The organism is Paenibacillus endoradicis, from assembly GCF_024721975.1.
In genome coordinates this window covers 16,949-31,167 of sequence record NZ_JANQBB010000002.1, presented here as the reverse complement: position 1 = coordinate 31,167, position 14,219 = coordinate 16,949, and the positions used below count along the sequence as shown (strand labels likewise).

General features: G+C 36.6%; 9 protein-coding genes and 2 other annotated features. All 9 genes read left to right on the top strand.

Going from position 1 to position 14,219, the window contains the following annotated elements:
- Positions 1 to 179 precede the first annotated feature (179 nt).
- The 9 genes from NV377_RS06575 (at position 180) to NV377_RS06535 (ending at position 14,215) form a co-directional block, all read left to right on the top strand.
- A complete protein-coding gene (locus NV377_RS06575) occupies positions 180 to 1,604 on the top strand; it encodes a polysaccharide deacetylase family protein (protein ID WP_258200409.1) in 1,425 nt (474 codons plus the stop codon).
- Positions 1,605 to 1,627: 23 nt separating this feature from the next.
- The gene (locus NV377_RS06570; RefSeq protein WP_258200408.1) at positions 1,628 to 2,944 is read left to right on the top strand and encodes a nucleotide sugar dehydrogenase; all 1,317 of its coding nucleotides are present in this window, start codon (positions 1,628 to 1,630) and stop codon (positions 2,942 to 2,944) included.
- 1 nt (position 2,945) lies between these two features.
- Positions 2,946 to 4,775 carry a glycosyltransferase family 2 protein gene (locus NV377_RS06565; protein ID WP_258200407.1) on the top strand — a complete coding sequence of 610 codons (1,830 nt, stop codon included), beginning with the start codon at positions 2,946 to 2,948 and terminating at the stop codon, positions 4,773 to 4,775.
- A 17-nt stretch (positions 4,776 to 4,792) separates the two neighbouring features.
- Complete coding sequence (locus tag NV377_RS06560; protein WP_258200406.1) at positions 4,793 to 6,472, top strand: polysaccharide deacetylase family protein; 1,680 nt, start codon at positions 4,793 to 4,795, stop codon at positions 6,470 to 6,472.
- Positions 6,473 to 6,582: 110 nt separating this feature from the next.
- On the top strand, positions 6,583 to 7,671 hold the full coding sequence (locus NV377_RS06555) for a glycosyl hydrolase family 18 protein (protein ID WP_258200405.1): 1,089 nt from the start codon (positions 6,583 to 6,585) through the stop codon (positions 7,669 to 7,671).
- A gap of 270 nt (positions 7,672 to 7,941) precedes the next feature.
- Positions 7,942 to 8,955, top strand: a complete 1,014-nt coding sequence (locus tag NV377_RS06550; protein WP_258201135.1) for a glycoside hydrolase family 53 protein — start codon at positions 7,942 to 7,944, stop codon at positions 8,953 to 8,955.
- A gap of 92 nt (positions 8,956 to 9,047) precedes the next feature.
- Positions 9,048 to 9,280: a binding site (T-box leader), on the top strand.
- A 33-nt stretch (positions 9,281 to 9,313) separates the two neighbouring features.
- Positions 9,314 to 9,543, top strand: a binding site (T-box leader).
- Between the two features lie 111 nt (positions 9,544 to 9,654).
- Positions 9,655 to 11,586: a threonine--tRNA ligase gene (gene thrS, locus NV377_RS06545; protein WP_258200404.1), complete on the top strand. Its 1,932-nt coding sequence runs from the start codon at positions 9,655 to 9,657 to the stop codon at positions 11,584 to 11,586.
- Between the two features lie 218 nt (positions 11,587 to 11,804).
- Complete coding sequence (locus NV377_RS06540; RefSeq protein WP_258200403.1) at positions 11,805 to 12,485, top strand: response regulator transcription factor; 681 nt, start codon at positions 11,805 to 11,807, stop codon at positions 12,483 to 12,485.
- On the top strand, positions 12,482 to 14,215 hold the full coding sequence (locus NV377_RS06535; protein ID WP_258200402.1) for a sensor histidine kinase: 1,734 nt from the start codon (positions 12,482 to 12,484) through the stop codon (positions 14,213 to 14,215). The genes NV377_RS06540 and NV377_RS06535 overlap by 4 nt, the downstream gene beginning before the upstream one ends.
- Positions 14,216 to 14,219 lie beyond the last annotated feature (4 nt).

The window sequence follows — 14,219 nt, the reverse complement described above, 5'->3', positions numbered from 1 at the left end:
ACTGATGCTCATATATGTATTTTTTGTAAACAGACAACGAAATAGTAGCTAGAGGCATCCATTTTAAGAATTTGTTCATAAATGTTTCATTACAAAGTTGTATAATAGCAATAAAGTAATAATTTAAATATCTACAATGATGTGCATCATAATTATTAGTTTATAAAGAGGTGTTGTGTTTGAAGTTTTCACCAATTGGTGTAATGTTACTCATTACAATTTTGCTTAGTGGCTGTAATACACAAAGTTCACCAATCAAAGATAAAATTAATCAAATTGAGCAGTCTCCTGATTCTACACAATATCCAAGTGAGACTATCGAACCGCTTAATAAAGTCGATCTGGTCTATACAACTGAAAAAAAATTAAGCTTAACATTCAACGGACTTCCAGAGCGTGAAAAAGTTACAGAAGTACTTAGATTGCTAGATCAATATCATATTGTTGCTACCTTTTTTGTAACCGGACAACGTGTGGCTGTAGAACCGGAACTTGTTGAACTCATCCAATCTTCCGGTCATGAAGTTGAAAATAATACTTTAAGTAAAGCTAATATGGACTCTTATACTTATGATCAAATTTATAATGAATTATTACTTGGTAAGCAAACGATAGAGAACGCAACAAATACGACAGTTAAATATGTAAGAACAGAGACGGTTGCATTTGAAGACCCCGTATTGAAAGCAGCAAGACAATCCAATCACGAACGATTTATTGGTTATAGCTTTTTCATCAATGATAGTTATTTGGATACGAAATTTAAAGAACCTAAAGACATGAGAATTTATATCAATCGTGGGGCGATTATTGCTATTGATCTTGATCGTAATGAACGAATTGATGAGATGTTAAAGTTACTCGTTCCAGCAGTAGAGGAAGTACAGTATCAATTTGTAACGATCGACGAACTATTAAAAGCGGAATTAACAAAAAAACCTTTTAATGAAATCGAGGGTTTTGATCTTGCAAAGATTGCTGAAGTAGAAACCAATCAATCATATCATTTGTTTGAGAAAGGTAATAGCTCTAAGAAACAAATTGCTTTAACGATTGATGATTGGGGAACGGATTACACAGTCACGAAAATGTTAGATATCCTTGCAGATAAGGGAATTAAAGCTACCTTTTTCATTCGAGCCAATGGAGCAGAAAATAACCCAGGTCTCGCTAGAGCAATGTTAGAAGAAGGTCATGAAATTGCTAACCATACCTACAGTCATCCTGTAATTACTAAGATAACTGCCGAGCAATTACAAGATGAAATTGTGAGATCGCATCGGATTTTAACGGAAGCATTACAGCAGGCTCCTTCTATGTACTTCCGTCCTCCGACTGGAGAGATTGATGATAAGACGGCAAAGGTAGTGGCAGCTACAGGGTATTCTGAGATAGCACTTTATGATATTACTACTTTCGATTGGGATGTTAATGTTTCGTCTGAAGAGATTATTAACATCATTACTACAGAAGCTAGTAACGGTAGTATAATTTTACTTCACATGTTGGATGACATCCACACCTTAGAAGCATTACCTACTGTCATTGATAACTTACTTAAAGATGGGTATACATTTGTAACTATGACTGAAATTATGAGATAAGACAAAGATCGGAGATACCATCGATGACAATATATAAACAATTGATAGGAAAGCAAACAAAGCTTGCTGTTATCGGATTAGGTTATGTTGGATTGCCTATTGCTGTAGCTATGTCAGAGCATTTTGAAGTAATTGGTTATGATATGAACAAAGATAAAATCTCAAAGTATATAGCGGGTGAAGATCTCACTGGAGATATTGGCGATGAGCGCTTGCAGCGAAGTTCAATCGAATTCACTTCTGATCATAGTATATTAAGTGAAGCCTCTTTCTATATTGTGGCAGTACCAACACCTATTAGTCATGGTAATGTACCTGACTTAAAACATGTAGAATCTGCAAGTATGATTGTTGCACAATATTTGAAAAGAGATGACATTGTTGTATTTGAATCAACCGTATACCCAGGCGTAACGGAAGAAATATGTGTACCTATTCTCCAGCAAAGATCGGGATTAAAAGTAATTGAAGATTTCAAAGTAGGGTATTCTCCAGAACGTATTAACCCAGGAGACAAAATTCATCGATTAGAAAATATTATTAAAATTGTATCAGGCATCGATGAGGAGTCACTTGATGATATTGCTAATGTATATTCTCAAGTGATAAAAGTTGGAGTATACAGAGCCCCTAATATACGCGTTGCAGAATCAGCGAAAGTTATTGAAAATGCACAACGTGATGTCAATATTGCATTTATGAATGAATTGGCAATGTTATTCAATCAGATGGGAATCAATACACAAGAAGTATTGAAAGCAGCGAGTACGAAGTGGAACTTTCTTAACTTCACGCCTGGACTTGTTGGTGGTCATTGTATCGGGATCGATCCTTACTATTTAACATATAAAGCAGAGGATGAAGGATATCATTCCACAATAATATTAAATAGTCGACACGTGAACGATGGTATGGGCAAATTTATTGCGAATCAAATGGTTAAGAAAGTTTTGAGAACGAGGAATCAAGACTCTCATGTAAAAGTCGCCTTGCTCGGCTTAACATATAAAGAGGACAGTAAAGATGTGAGAAATTCAAAAGTTGTAGACGTAGTGAAGGAACTTAGAGAATATGGCATTATGCCATATATCTATGACCCTATTGCAGATCAGGATGAGATTCATGAGGAATACCAAATAAATTTATGCAAGCTTGAAGATATACAAGATGTGAGCTTAGTTGCAATTATGGTACCTCACCAACAATTTCTTGATATGCCAATCGAAACAATTACCTCAATGTATGGAAAAAACATAACAGAGAAATTGTTCTTCGATATAAAAGGAGTATATGACCAACAAATGATTAAAAATGTCGGATTGAACTATTGGAGTCTGTAACATGATGAAAAATAAAAAGATGAAAAATAAGAATAGTGGAGAACTATTAGCCATAACTCGAGAAGATAGAAGGACGCTATCGAATGTTCCAGATCCTGAAGGGATTCGCGGACAGCAAGATCGACGAGGTGGTAGTGAATTTAGTATTAGGTATCTAGCAAGCTTCGAAGTGCAAGTTCATAGCTCTGGAAAAGGCAAGAAAATTAAAGCTGTTGGGAAATCAGTCGATGTTTCTGCTACTGGAATCTTACTTGAATTTCATCCAGAACAATTAAAGGGATTAGATTTCAAAGAAGGCGATGAGTATAAATTACAGTTTACAATTCCTCCTGGTTCGATGCCAGAAGGTTATGAGAATTTTGTGAAAACAAATGCATCAGTTGCGCGAGCAATTGCTGATGAGAGCGGACAATTAGAAAGTATTAAAATTGCTTTCAACTTCAAGAAGCGACTTCCTGAATATTTTAAGCGACGTAGATGGGGATATTCAATCTACATGGCAAGTATTATGCTACTTGTTGTTACGTTAATTGTTATGCTTATGCGTGCGGAGAGCTTAATTTATTTCAAGTATAATTCTTTGCTCTACTTATATAGTATTATTGCTGCTTCTTTTTTGCTGAGTAGGTATCTTTTTGGTTCAATGCATAGAGACGTGAAAGTCAATCCTGAATATACACCAGGCGTAACGATTATTATTCCTTGCTTTAATGAAGAAGAATGGATTCATCGCACGATATTAAGCTGTATTAATCAAGATTATCCTATAGACAAGCTAGAAGTAATCGTTGTAGATGATTTATCTACAGACCAATCGGTGAAACGAATGGAAGAAGTTATTGATCGTATATATCGAGAAGCAGAACGTTACGATACGAAGAATAGAGCAAGATATCATGTGATGCCGCAAAATGGTGGTAAACGTGAAGCATTAGTTGCTGGAGTTAAGATGGCAAAGCACGAACTTGTCGTCTTTGTTGATTCAGATAGTTTTCTAGATCATAAAGCGATCCGGAATCTCGTTCAACCATTTCAAGATCCGAAAATGGGCGGAGTTGCAGGTCGAACTGATGTTGAGAATAAATATACAAATTCATTAACAAAACTTCAAAACGTTCGATATTATATTGCATTTCGTATTATGAAAGCTGCGGAATCATATTTTGACAGTGTGACTTGTCTTTCTGGTCCTTTATCTTGTTATCGAAAAGATCTCATTATGAAGCATTCAGATGCTTGGCTCAATCAGAAATTTCTTGGGCAACCTGCGACCTTCGGTGATGATCGTGCAATGACCAATTTTATATTACGAACGCATCGAACAGGATATCAAGATAGCGCAGTATGTTCCACCATAGTTCCGTCGACGATGAATGTATTTTTGAAACAACAAATGCGTTGGAAACGTTCATGGTTACGTGAATCACTTATCGCCGCCTCATTTATATGGAAAAAAGAACCGTTCATGGCGTTATTCTTCTATGTAGGACTTATTGTGCCGATAGCGGCACCGATTATTGTGTTATATAACTTAGGCTATGTACCATTAGTTTATGGCATCTTCCCTAGTACATTTTTAATAGGATTAATGTTGATGGCATTTTTAATGAGTTTTGCTCATTTATTTTATAAGAAAAGTTCATTATGGTTTTTCGGATTTTTATTTTGTATATTCTATGAACTCGTTCTCTTATGGCAAATGCCGGTTGCATGGGTAACATTCTGGAAATCAACTTGGGGTACTCGTGAAACGCCACAAGATATTGAAGCAAGAGAGAAGAAAACTGCACGTAAAGCATTATGGAAACAACGTATTAATAGGAAAATGTAACGTGAAGGATGAACAGAATGGTGAATAAACCGGAAAAACTAACGAGTTTTGTTAAGTGGAAAAATCGGCGTAAAGTTGTAAGGACCGTTCTCCAATTTTTTGTCGTCATTTTTGTTGGTTATCTCATTGTCAATTCGTTAATGACGTTGAAAACATACGATGAGAGTGACCGAAGTACTTGGACTAATCACGATAATTTTATAGCAGTCTCGTATTTTGGTGTATCAAGATCTACGACTTCTGATCTAGTATCTAAGCGTGAATTAGATGCCCAGATCAACGCTCTATACGATCATGGTTATGTAACGATTTCTCAGCAAGATGTTATAGATTTCTATACGAAGGGAAGCCCGTTACCAGAAAAAGCGTTATACCTTTCATTTGAAGATGGTCGCAATGACTCTGCCTTGTTCACGACCAAGATATTAGAAAACTACAATTACAAAGCGACAATGTTAACCTATGCCAACAAAATGGGAAATGATCAAGGGAAGTTTCTACAACCGAAAGAACTGCTTTCCATGACCAAGAAAGGTTTCTGGGAACTCGGTACGAATGGTTATAGACTAACTTATATTAATATTTTGGACAAAGATGAGAACTATTTTGAACAACAAACACAGGAACAATTTTTGAATAAAAATGAAGCGCAATATTATACTCATTATTTGATGGACTTCATTCGTGATAAGAATAATATTCCTGTAGAGACACGCGTCGTAATGGAAGAGCGGATTCAGCTTGATTACGACCTTGTTGAGAAAATATATAAAGATAAATTAGGTTTTGTGCCAACGACGTATATGATAATGCACGCCGATACTTTGTATAACGGTATGGATGGTTTAGTTGAAAATGTGAATGACACGAATATTCGTGAACTGTTTAAGCTTCACTATAATCGTGAAGGAAAACTACTCAATACAAGTAGCATGGATCGTTATGATCTAACTCGAGTTCAACCAGCTCCATATTGGCGAACGAATCACCTTATTATGAAGTTGGGACTAGACACCAATGATAATGTAACATTTGTAACTGGTGATGAAGATCAAGCAAAGAAATGGACAATAGTTGATGGAGTTGCCGAATTTGCACCTGAAGAAATTGCTTTAACGACTCGTCCTGCACAAAAGGCTACGATGAAAATTAATGATGTTAAGGTCTCTAATCAATATTCACTTGATCTGGTTATTGGAGGTCATAGTAGCGGGATACAATATATTCAGCTCGGACAATCATCTGATGGACAATTAAAGCTTCAATTACGTGTTCAGGATGAGAACGTGTATGTTGAACAAGTTGCAGCTGATGGTGAAGTGGAGCGACTTCTTGGTGTGAGAGGTAAAGATGTAGGACTTGCAGATATTCCGATCTCACTTCAGATTCAAAATCAGACGATTTCAATGTCAATTAACAATAACCTAGTAATGGAACATGAAGAAATTGATGAGAGTATTGATCAGTGGTATGTTCAACTAGAGGCAGAATCTCTGCAAGAAGAAAATCGTTGGGAAGATGAAGGCGATCATATATATGATGGAGTATTCAAACGAATTACATTAGCTAATATAGATGATGAAGGTAAAGTTATTGAAAAGCTTTATAGTAATCATTTAAAGGGCTTAGCTAAAGTAACGTTTACAACGAAGCGCATATTTAATAACATGATAGATTGGGCGATTGAAACATTCTAGAAAAGTTAGGGCTATGATTCCAAAGTACTTTCACAAAATAACGTGAAGAGTTTTAGACTATGCTTTCGAAGTAACTTTTCATATACTACGAAAAGTTTTAGGAGGATAAGATGAAGTATCGATGGTTAGTTAACATTGTTAGAATATTGATCGTAACGTTTATTCTATTGTTAGCCTTTTGGCTTATTTATGGTCAGGATTGGTATGACAATTATAAGAATAGCCATAAACCAGTCGGAGATCATGCGCCAATTTCATTATCAACCTGGGTGGTTGATTGGGACTTCGATGCTAGTACAGAGGATATGAAGCAACTGTACAATAAGTGGTCAAGTATACAGTTATTCCTTGGATATTTTGATGAGCAGGATCAAATTATTTGGAATGATGACCTTCAAGCACTCATTACAAAAACTCGTGCACAATTAAGTACGGATAAGCAAGAAAGTACGACTCCGCTTTACTTAACGATTGTTAATGATATTGTTAAACAAGATGGTAGTTCAGTACAAAAAGATGAAGGTTTGGTCGAGAGGATTATCGCTACACCAGAATCGCAATATACTTACATTGAACATCTCATTCGTTTGGTGCAAGACAATAATCTTGATGGACTTGAGATGGACTTTGAGAATATTTCTAGTGAAAAGTGGCCACAATTAGTAGCCTTTTACGAAATGTTATATCGTCGTCTTGCCTCAGAAAATATACCATTACGAATTGTGTTAGAACCTAAAGTAGACTTTGCACAATTGGAGTTTCCAGATGGTCCGCAATATGTCGTAATGGCATACAATTTGTATGGTTTTCATAGTGATGCAGGTCCAAAAGCTGATCGCTCATTTCTTGGTAAATTAACTGCTAGAATGGAAAGTATTCCTGGAGATGCTACGGTAGCGATTGCTACGGGTGGTTTTGATTGGGATCAAAATGGTCTTGCTAAAGCTTTGACAGAAGAAGAGGCAACACAGTTATTGTTATCTGCAACAAGTGGCACTGTTAGACGTGATGAAGCAAGTGGAGCGCAAACATTCAATTATGCTGATGATCAAGGGAATAATCATACAGTGTGGTTTGCTGATGCTGAAACATTGAGATATTGGATTGAAATCATTCAGCAACGAGGATATTCAAGCATTGCGATATGGAGAATGGGTAATATATCTGATCAATCCCTTACGATGCTCAAAGAGTTATAACTCAATATTCAACTTCATAACTATCTCACCCAAAAACGCAGTTTAATAAGAGCTGCGTTTTTTTATGTGCTAAATAAATGAATTCAATGGATATAGCTTAATCAAATTGACGGTTACAGCAATCGAACTGCTAAAACATACCAAATGTTTCCGTTATATCCTGTGTTGTTGAATCTCCACTACTTATAATCTAAGTGGGAATAGAAACTTTCCTAATCTAATACTATGGAGGTATTAATGATGTGGAAGAAATCGTTCAAGTTGTTGGTTATGTCGTTTCTTTGTTTGACACTGATTTCAGTTCATGGATGGCAACCACAGGAAGCTAAGGCTGCTCCAAACTTTGCTAAGGGGGCTGATATTAGTTGGGTACCAGGTATGGAGGCTCAAGGCTATAAGTGGAAAGACAAAAATGGTGTACAGCGAGATATTCTAGAAATACTAAAAAATGACTATCAGATGAATTCAGTTCGTATTCGGGTATGGGTCAATCCATCTAATGATTATGGTAACGGATATCTAACTGTAGATCGTGCCGCAACTTTGGCAAAGCGAGCAAAAGATTTAGGGATGAGTGTTATGCTGACATTGCATTATAGTGATTCATGGGCAGATCCAGGCAAACAAACAAAACCAGCTGCATGGGCTAATTACACGTTCCAGCAGTTAATGGATGCTGTATACAATTGGTCAAGATTTGTAATGACCTCTATGCAAGCCAAAGGGGTCACGCCTGACTGGGTGCAAATAGGGAATGAAACAAATAACGGAATGCTTTGGAATGACGGCAAAGCATCAGTTAACATGCAGAACTACGCTTGGCTTGTAAATAGTGGCCATAATGGGGTGAAATCTGTAAGTTCAAGTACGAAGACAATCGTACATTTATCTAATGGCTACGATAATTCTTTATTCGTGTGGAATATTGGTGGTCTCATCAATAATGGCGCTAATTTTGATATTATTGGTATGTCTCTGTATCCAACCTCTTCTGATTGGTCAACTAAGGTGAATCAGACAATTAGTAATGCGAACAGTATGATTTCTTTGTATGGAAAACCAATTATGATTACCGAAATCGGGATGGACTACAATCAGCCTACGGCAGCTAAAAACTTTATTGCAGATATCAAAACGAAGGTACGCAATATTTCTGGCAGTAAAGGACTAGGAGTATTCTATTGGGAACCTCAAGCAACACCTGGTTACAACAGCGGTTATAATAAAGGAGCATGGCAATCAGATATGAAACCGACAATAGCACTTGATGGATTTTTGAACTGAATTCTGCGAGAAGTTTTAGAGGAAGCTATGTGAAAGTGATTAGTTTGTCTCTTGACTAACGTTGAGCAATTTATTATAATTCATAACAATATGATAAGGCTAAGATAAGGATATGAATACTGAAGGACGATTTTCAGAGAGGAAGACGATGGTGAGAGTCTTCTAATGCAGTCAAAGTATTTACCACCTTGGAGCAGTATAAGTGAATGTAAAGTAACTTATACCGTAGACGCTGCGATAAAGCGATCATGAGTCGATACAAGCTAATTAATTTGTGTCGAGAATATGGGTGGAACCACGAGTCTAACACACGCTCGTCCCTTTTATTAGGGACGCGTGTGTTTTTTATTTGGATATTTTTAAGGCTAAGAAAAGGATACGAATACTTAAGGACGATTTTCAGAGAGGAAGATGATGGTGAGAGTCTTCTAATGCAGTCAAAGTATTTACCACCTTGGAGCAGTATAAGTGAATGTAAAGTAACTTATACCGTAGACGCTGCGATAAGGCGATCATAAGTCGATACACGGGAAAAGTGTATTGAGAATATGGGTGGAACCACGGGTCTAACACACGCTCGTCCCTACTAGTAGGGATGCGTGTGTTTTTTTGTTTCACAATAATACGATGCTTACCATTTACTTTTATAGTTTCTAAGAGTAAATTGACGAGTCATCCAAAATTAAGGAGTCGAGGTTAATGGAACACCACCCAATTTCAATTATTTTCCCGAATGGTCGGGAGCAACAGTACGAGAAAGGTATCACTGTAATGCAAATCGCACAGTCTGTATCATCAACTGTTAAGAAAAATGCCGTCGTGGCAAAGGTAAACGATGAGTTAGTAGATATGGATATGCGTATTGAACAATCGTCGACTATTAAATTTTTTGATATCCAATCACCTGAAGGAATTCAAGTAATGCGTCACTCAGCGGCTCATGTATTGGCTCAAGCTGTGAGAAACCTATATGGTAATGCCAAATTTGGCGTAGGTCCAGTTATCGAACATGGTTTTTATTATGATATTGATGTATCTGAATCTTTCTCGGTTGATCAACTAGAGAGTATCGAGAAGGAAATGAAACGTATTATCAGTTTAAATTATGTTATTAAAAGAGAAGAGATTTCTTATGTTCTTGCATTGGAACTGTTTGCAAAGGATCCACTAAAGCTAGAATTGCTACAAGATATTCCAAGCGAAGATGTCATTTCAATCTATCGTCAAGATGATTATATAGATCTTTGCAGAGGTCCACATTTGCCCTCAACAGGTTATATTAAATCGTTCAAGTTAACTTCTGTATCTGGAGCATATTGGCGAGGAGATAGTAGTAATCAAATGCTACAACGGATATATGGCGTTGCTTTTGAATCCAATCAGAAAATGAAAGAGTATTTTCATCAGATGGAAGAGGCACAAAAGCGTAATCATCGCAAATTAGGACAGGAATTAGAATTGTTTATGTTTTCTGAGGAAGCTCCAGGAATGCCTTTTTATTTGGCTAATGGTCAAATCATTCGTAATGAGTTAGAAGGATTCCTTCGTCAGCTTCAACATTTATATGACTATCAGGAAGTAAGAACACCTTTAATGATGAATAAGCGATTATGGGAACGTTCCGGGCATTGGGATCACTATAAAGATAATATGTATTTTACTGAAGTAGATAATCAACAATTTGCGCTAAAACCCATGAATTGCCCAGGACATATGTTGATTTTCAAAGAGAAGCTTCGTTCTTATCGTGATTTACCAATTCGAATGGCTGAATTTGGTCAGGTTCACCGACACGAATTTAGCGGTGCTTTGAACGGATTGTTAAGAGTAAGAACATTTTGCCAAGATGATGCTCATATATTTGTAAGAAAGGATCAAATAAAGCAAGAGATTGCTTTAACACTGAAACTGATCAACCATATATATGACGTATTTGGATTTGAATTTTCAATAGAAGTTTCTACTCGACCTGATAAATACATGGGGAGTGATGAAGTGTGGGATTATGCAGAGGAAGCTTTAGTGAACGTACTAGATGAATTAGGTTTCCCTTATATTATTAATGCTGGTGATGGAGCATTTTATGGACCCAAAATAGATATTCATATTAAAGATGCCATCGCTCGCAGTCATCAATGTGCTACAGTGCAACTGGATTTCCAAATGCCAGAGAAATTTGAGTTGAATTACATGGATGAGCATAACGAAAAGCAACGACCAGTAGTTATTCATCGTGCTGTATTTGGTTCCATAGATCGATTTTTAGGTATTCTTATCGAACATTACGGTGGAGTATTTCCATTATGGCTAGCTCCATTACAAGTGAAAATAGTCGCGGTATCAAATAGTATTCATATGGCGTATGCAGAGAAGGTATATAATCAATTCAGAAAAGCGGGCATTAGAATTGAAATTGATACTCGCGAAGAGAAATTAGGATATAAGATACGTGATGCGCAGTTGAAGAAAGTCCCTTATATTATTGTTGTTGGTGATGAGGAAATGCAAGAAATGACAGTAAATGTTCGACAGTTTGGCGGAAAAAAATCGTCTTCCTATAGCGTCGAATCTTTCCTTCACATGCTCCAATCTGAAATAGTTAGCAAATCGCTATCGCAACAAGTAGATTAGCTTTTGAAATACTGATGTGAATAACTGCCCTTTAAGGTGCCTACCTTGAAGGGCAGTTCTAATTTAATACGTTGTATACACATGGAGTACACATGAATTCTTTATACTTACGATATGAAGCATAAATGAGGTGGTAATATGTGAATGGAAATATTGTAATGTACAAAATATACAATAATCATTTACACGATAGAAGATATGACTTGGAGTGAGCATCAATGAGACGGAAATTATTACTTGTTGAAGATGATATTCGTATGCGAGAGATTGTTTCAGATTACTTTATTGCTGAGCAGTGGGATGTCATTGAAGCTGAGAACGGACTGATCGCACTTGATAAATTTGAACAATATACGATAGATCTTATTGTACTTGATATTATGATGCCTAAGCTCGATGGTTTCGGAGTATGCCGTAGTATCCGGCGGAATTCTGATGTACCAATTATTATGATTACTGCAAAGTCAGAGGATGATGATCAAGTGATGGGCTATGAGTTAGGTGCAGATGAATATGTAACGAAGCCATTTAGTCCGCGTGTATTAGTTGCTAGAGCTAATGCTTTATTGAAACGAACAGAGGGTACAGTTGGTAATGAGGGTGAACTACTCATATTTGGAGAACTAACCATTCACAGAAATTCTCATGAGGTGAAGGTAATAAATGAGGTTATAAATCTATCTCCGAAGGAGTACGAGCTATTACTGCTATTAACGAAACATAGTGGGAAAGTGTTATCTCGTAATTATATTTTGAATACAGTCTGGGGCTATCATTATGAAGGTGATGATCGAGCGGTTGATACTCATATTAAGAAATTAAGAGCCAAATTAGGAGTAGAAGGACGGTACATCGTAACCGTCATTCGATCAGGCTATAAATTCGATCCACAGCTATGAAGCGACATTCTGTAGTATTCAAATTATTTCTAATAACCTCTATCATGATTATTCTGTTGTTTGCGGTTGTGATGATGTTAGAAAGTATGTTTTTTGAGAAGTTCTATCGCAATATGAAGTTGGCTGAGTTGCAGAGGCAAACATCTAATTTTACAGAAAAGTATGAACAAATAACTACCAATAATCAAGCTGTGTCACAAATGTTAGGGCATTATATGAATGAGTACGATGCTAGTATTGCGGTATTAGATAGTCAGTTTCAACAACGTGAATATGATCCTTATTATATTGTGATGCAACTTAAGGAACGATCTATTACGATAATACTTCCAAAGGAAGGGATGACTTTCGATCAGCTTCCGATTGGACTTCACATTGGTAATACGATAACGGTAGATGGGATTTACATGGATCAACAAGCTAGCATAATGCATCCAGTTCAATTGCTATCAGATGGCGGTCCTGTTGAACAGGGTCTAGTACGAGAGCAAGGGACTATAATCGAAATGCAAATACCAGAGCAACGATCTTACAATCCACTGTATCAAGATTTGTTAGTTAAGCAGATGATACAAGAATGGATGTTATCCGAAGCATGGGCGAATATAAATTGGGCAGATCAAGAACAAGTCACGACCGTGTGGAATGATCCATGGAGTGGTATTGAATATGTGACTTCTCTACAGAAAGTAACCGATGAGCAACAATACGTACTTCTTATGACCTCGCTTCAACCCGTTGATGAAGCAGTAGAAATGATGAAAAAATATGTGCTTTATATATTCCCTATCATCATTATGGTTGTGTTCATATTAGCGCTTTTCTATTCGAGGTATATTACAAAGCCACTTGTAAGATTGAATAGTTTTGCTGGTCAGCTAGCTAAGCTGAAATTCTCTGAGAAGTCACCATTAAGTAGCAAAGATGAGTTCGGACAGTTAGCCACTCGTTTAGTAGAGCTTTCTACAAATCTTGATGCTACGTTAACGCAGTTATCAGAACGTAATGAGCAACTACAAGTGGAAATGAAGGAAAAGCAACGCTCTGAACAGCTAAGAAAAGAGTTAGTAGCTAATATATCACATGAATTGAAAACACCGCTCGCTATAGTTAAAGCTTATGCGGAAGGCTTACAAGATGGCGTAGCCAAGGATAAGGGTGAAAGGTATCTATCGCAAATTGTTAATGAGAGTGATCGAATGAATGATTTGATTATTGATATGTTGGAATTATCTAAATACGAAGTGAAAGCCATTCAATTAGAAATTAGTACGTTCCATATCGTTGAACTTATCCATCTAGTAAGTCAATCATTCTCTAAACTCATAGAAGAAAAAAACATATGCCTGGTGTTCGATCCTTCGTCACATAATCGATTTGTAGTGGAAGCTGATTATAAACGGATTACTCAAGTATTAATTAATCTAATGAGTAACGCTATCCGTCATGCACCTATTGATAGTCAGCTAACGATTACTTTGCAGCAAAAAGATGATGGTCATGTTGTTGTAAGTATTCATAATGAAGGTGAACAAATTCCTGAACAAGAGCTAATTAATATTTGGGAGAAGTTTTATCGTTTGGAGCAAGCAAGAGATCGTATGTCTGGTGGTACTGGACTAGGCTTAGCTATTGTAAGTCATATTTTACAGTTGCATCAGAGCCAATATGGGGTAAGTAATACTAAGCAAGGAGTAGTATTCTACTTCTCATTAACAGAAAGCGAGTGATTTG

Bases quoted from the DNA above. Each gene is read 5' to 3' on its own strand.
- NV377_RS06570 (WP_258200408.1), top strand. From the start codon at position 1,628: ATGACAATATATAAACAATTGATAGGAAAGCAAACAAAGCTTGCTGTT.
- NV377_RS06565 (WP_258200407.1), top strand. From the start codon at position 2,946: ATGATGAAAAATAAAAAGATGAAAAATAAGAATAGTGGAGAACTATTA.
- NV377_RS06560 (WP_258200406.1), top strand. From the start codon at position 4,793: ATGGTGAATAAACCGGAAAAACTAACGAGTTTTGTTAAGTGGAAAAAT.
- NV377_RS06555 (WP_258200405.1), top strand. From the start codon at position 6,583: ATGAAGTATCGATGGTTAGTTAACATTGTTAGAATATTGATCGTAACG.
- NV377_RS06550 (WP_258201135.1), top strand. From the start codon at position 7,942: ATGTCGTTTCTTTGTTTGACACTGATTTCAGTTCATGGATGGCAACCA.
- thrS (WP_258200404.1), top strand. From the start codon at position 9,655: ATGGAACACCACCCAATTTCAATTATTTTCCCGAATGGTCGGGAGCAA.
- NV377_RS06540 (WP_258200403.1), top strand. From the start codon at position 11,805: ATGAGACGGAAATTATTACTTGTTGAAGATGATATTCGTATGCGAGAG.
- NV377_RS06535 (WP_258200402.1), top strand. From the start codon at position 12,482: ATGAAGCGACATTCTGTAGTATTCAAATTATTTCTAATAACCTCTATC.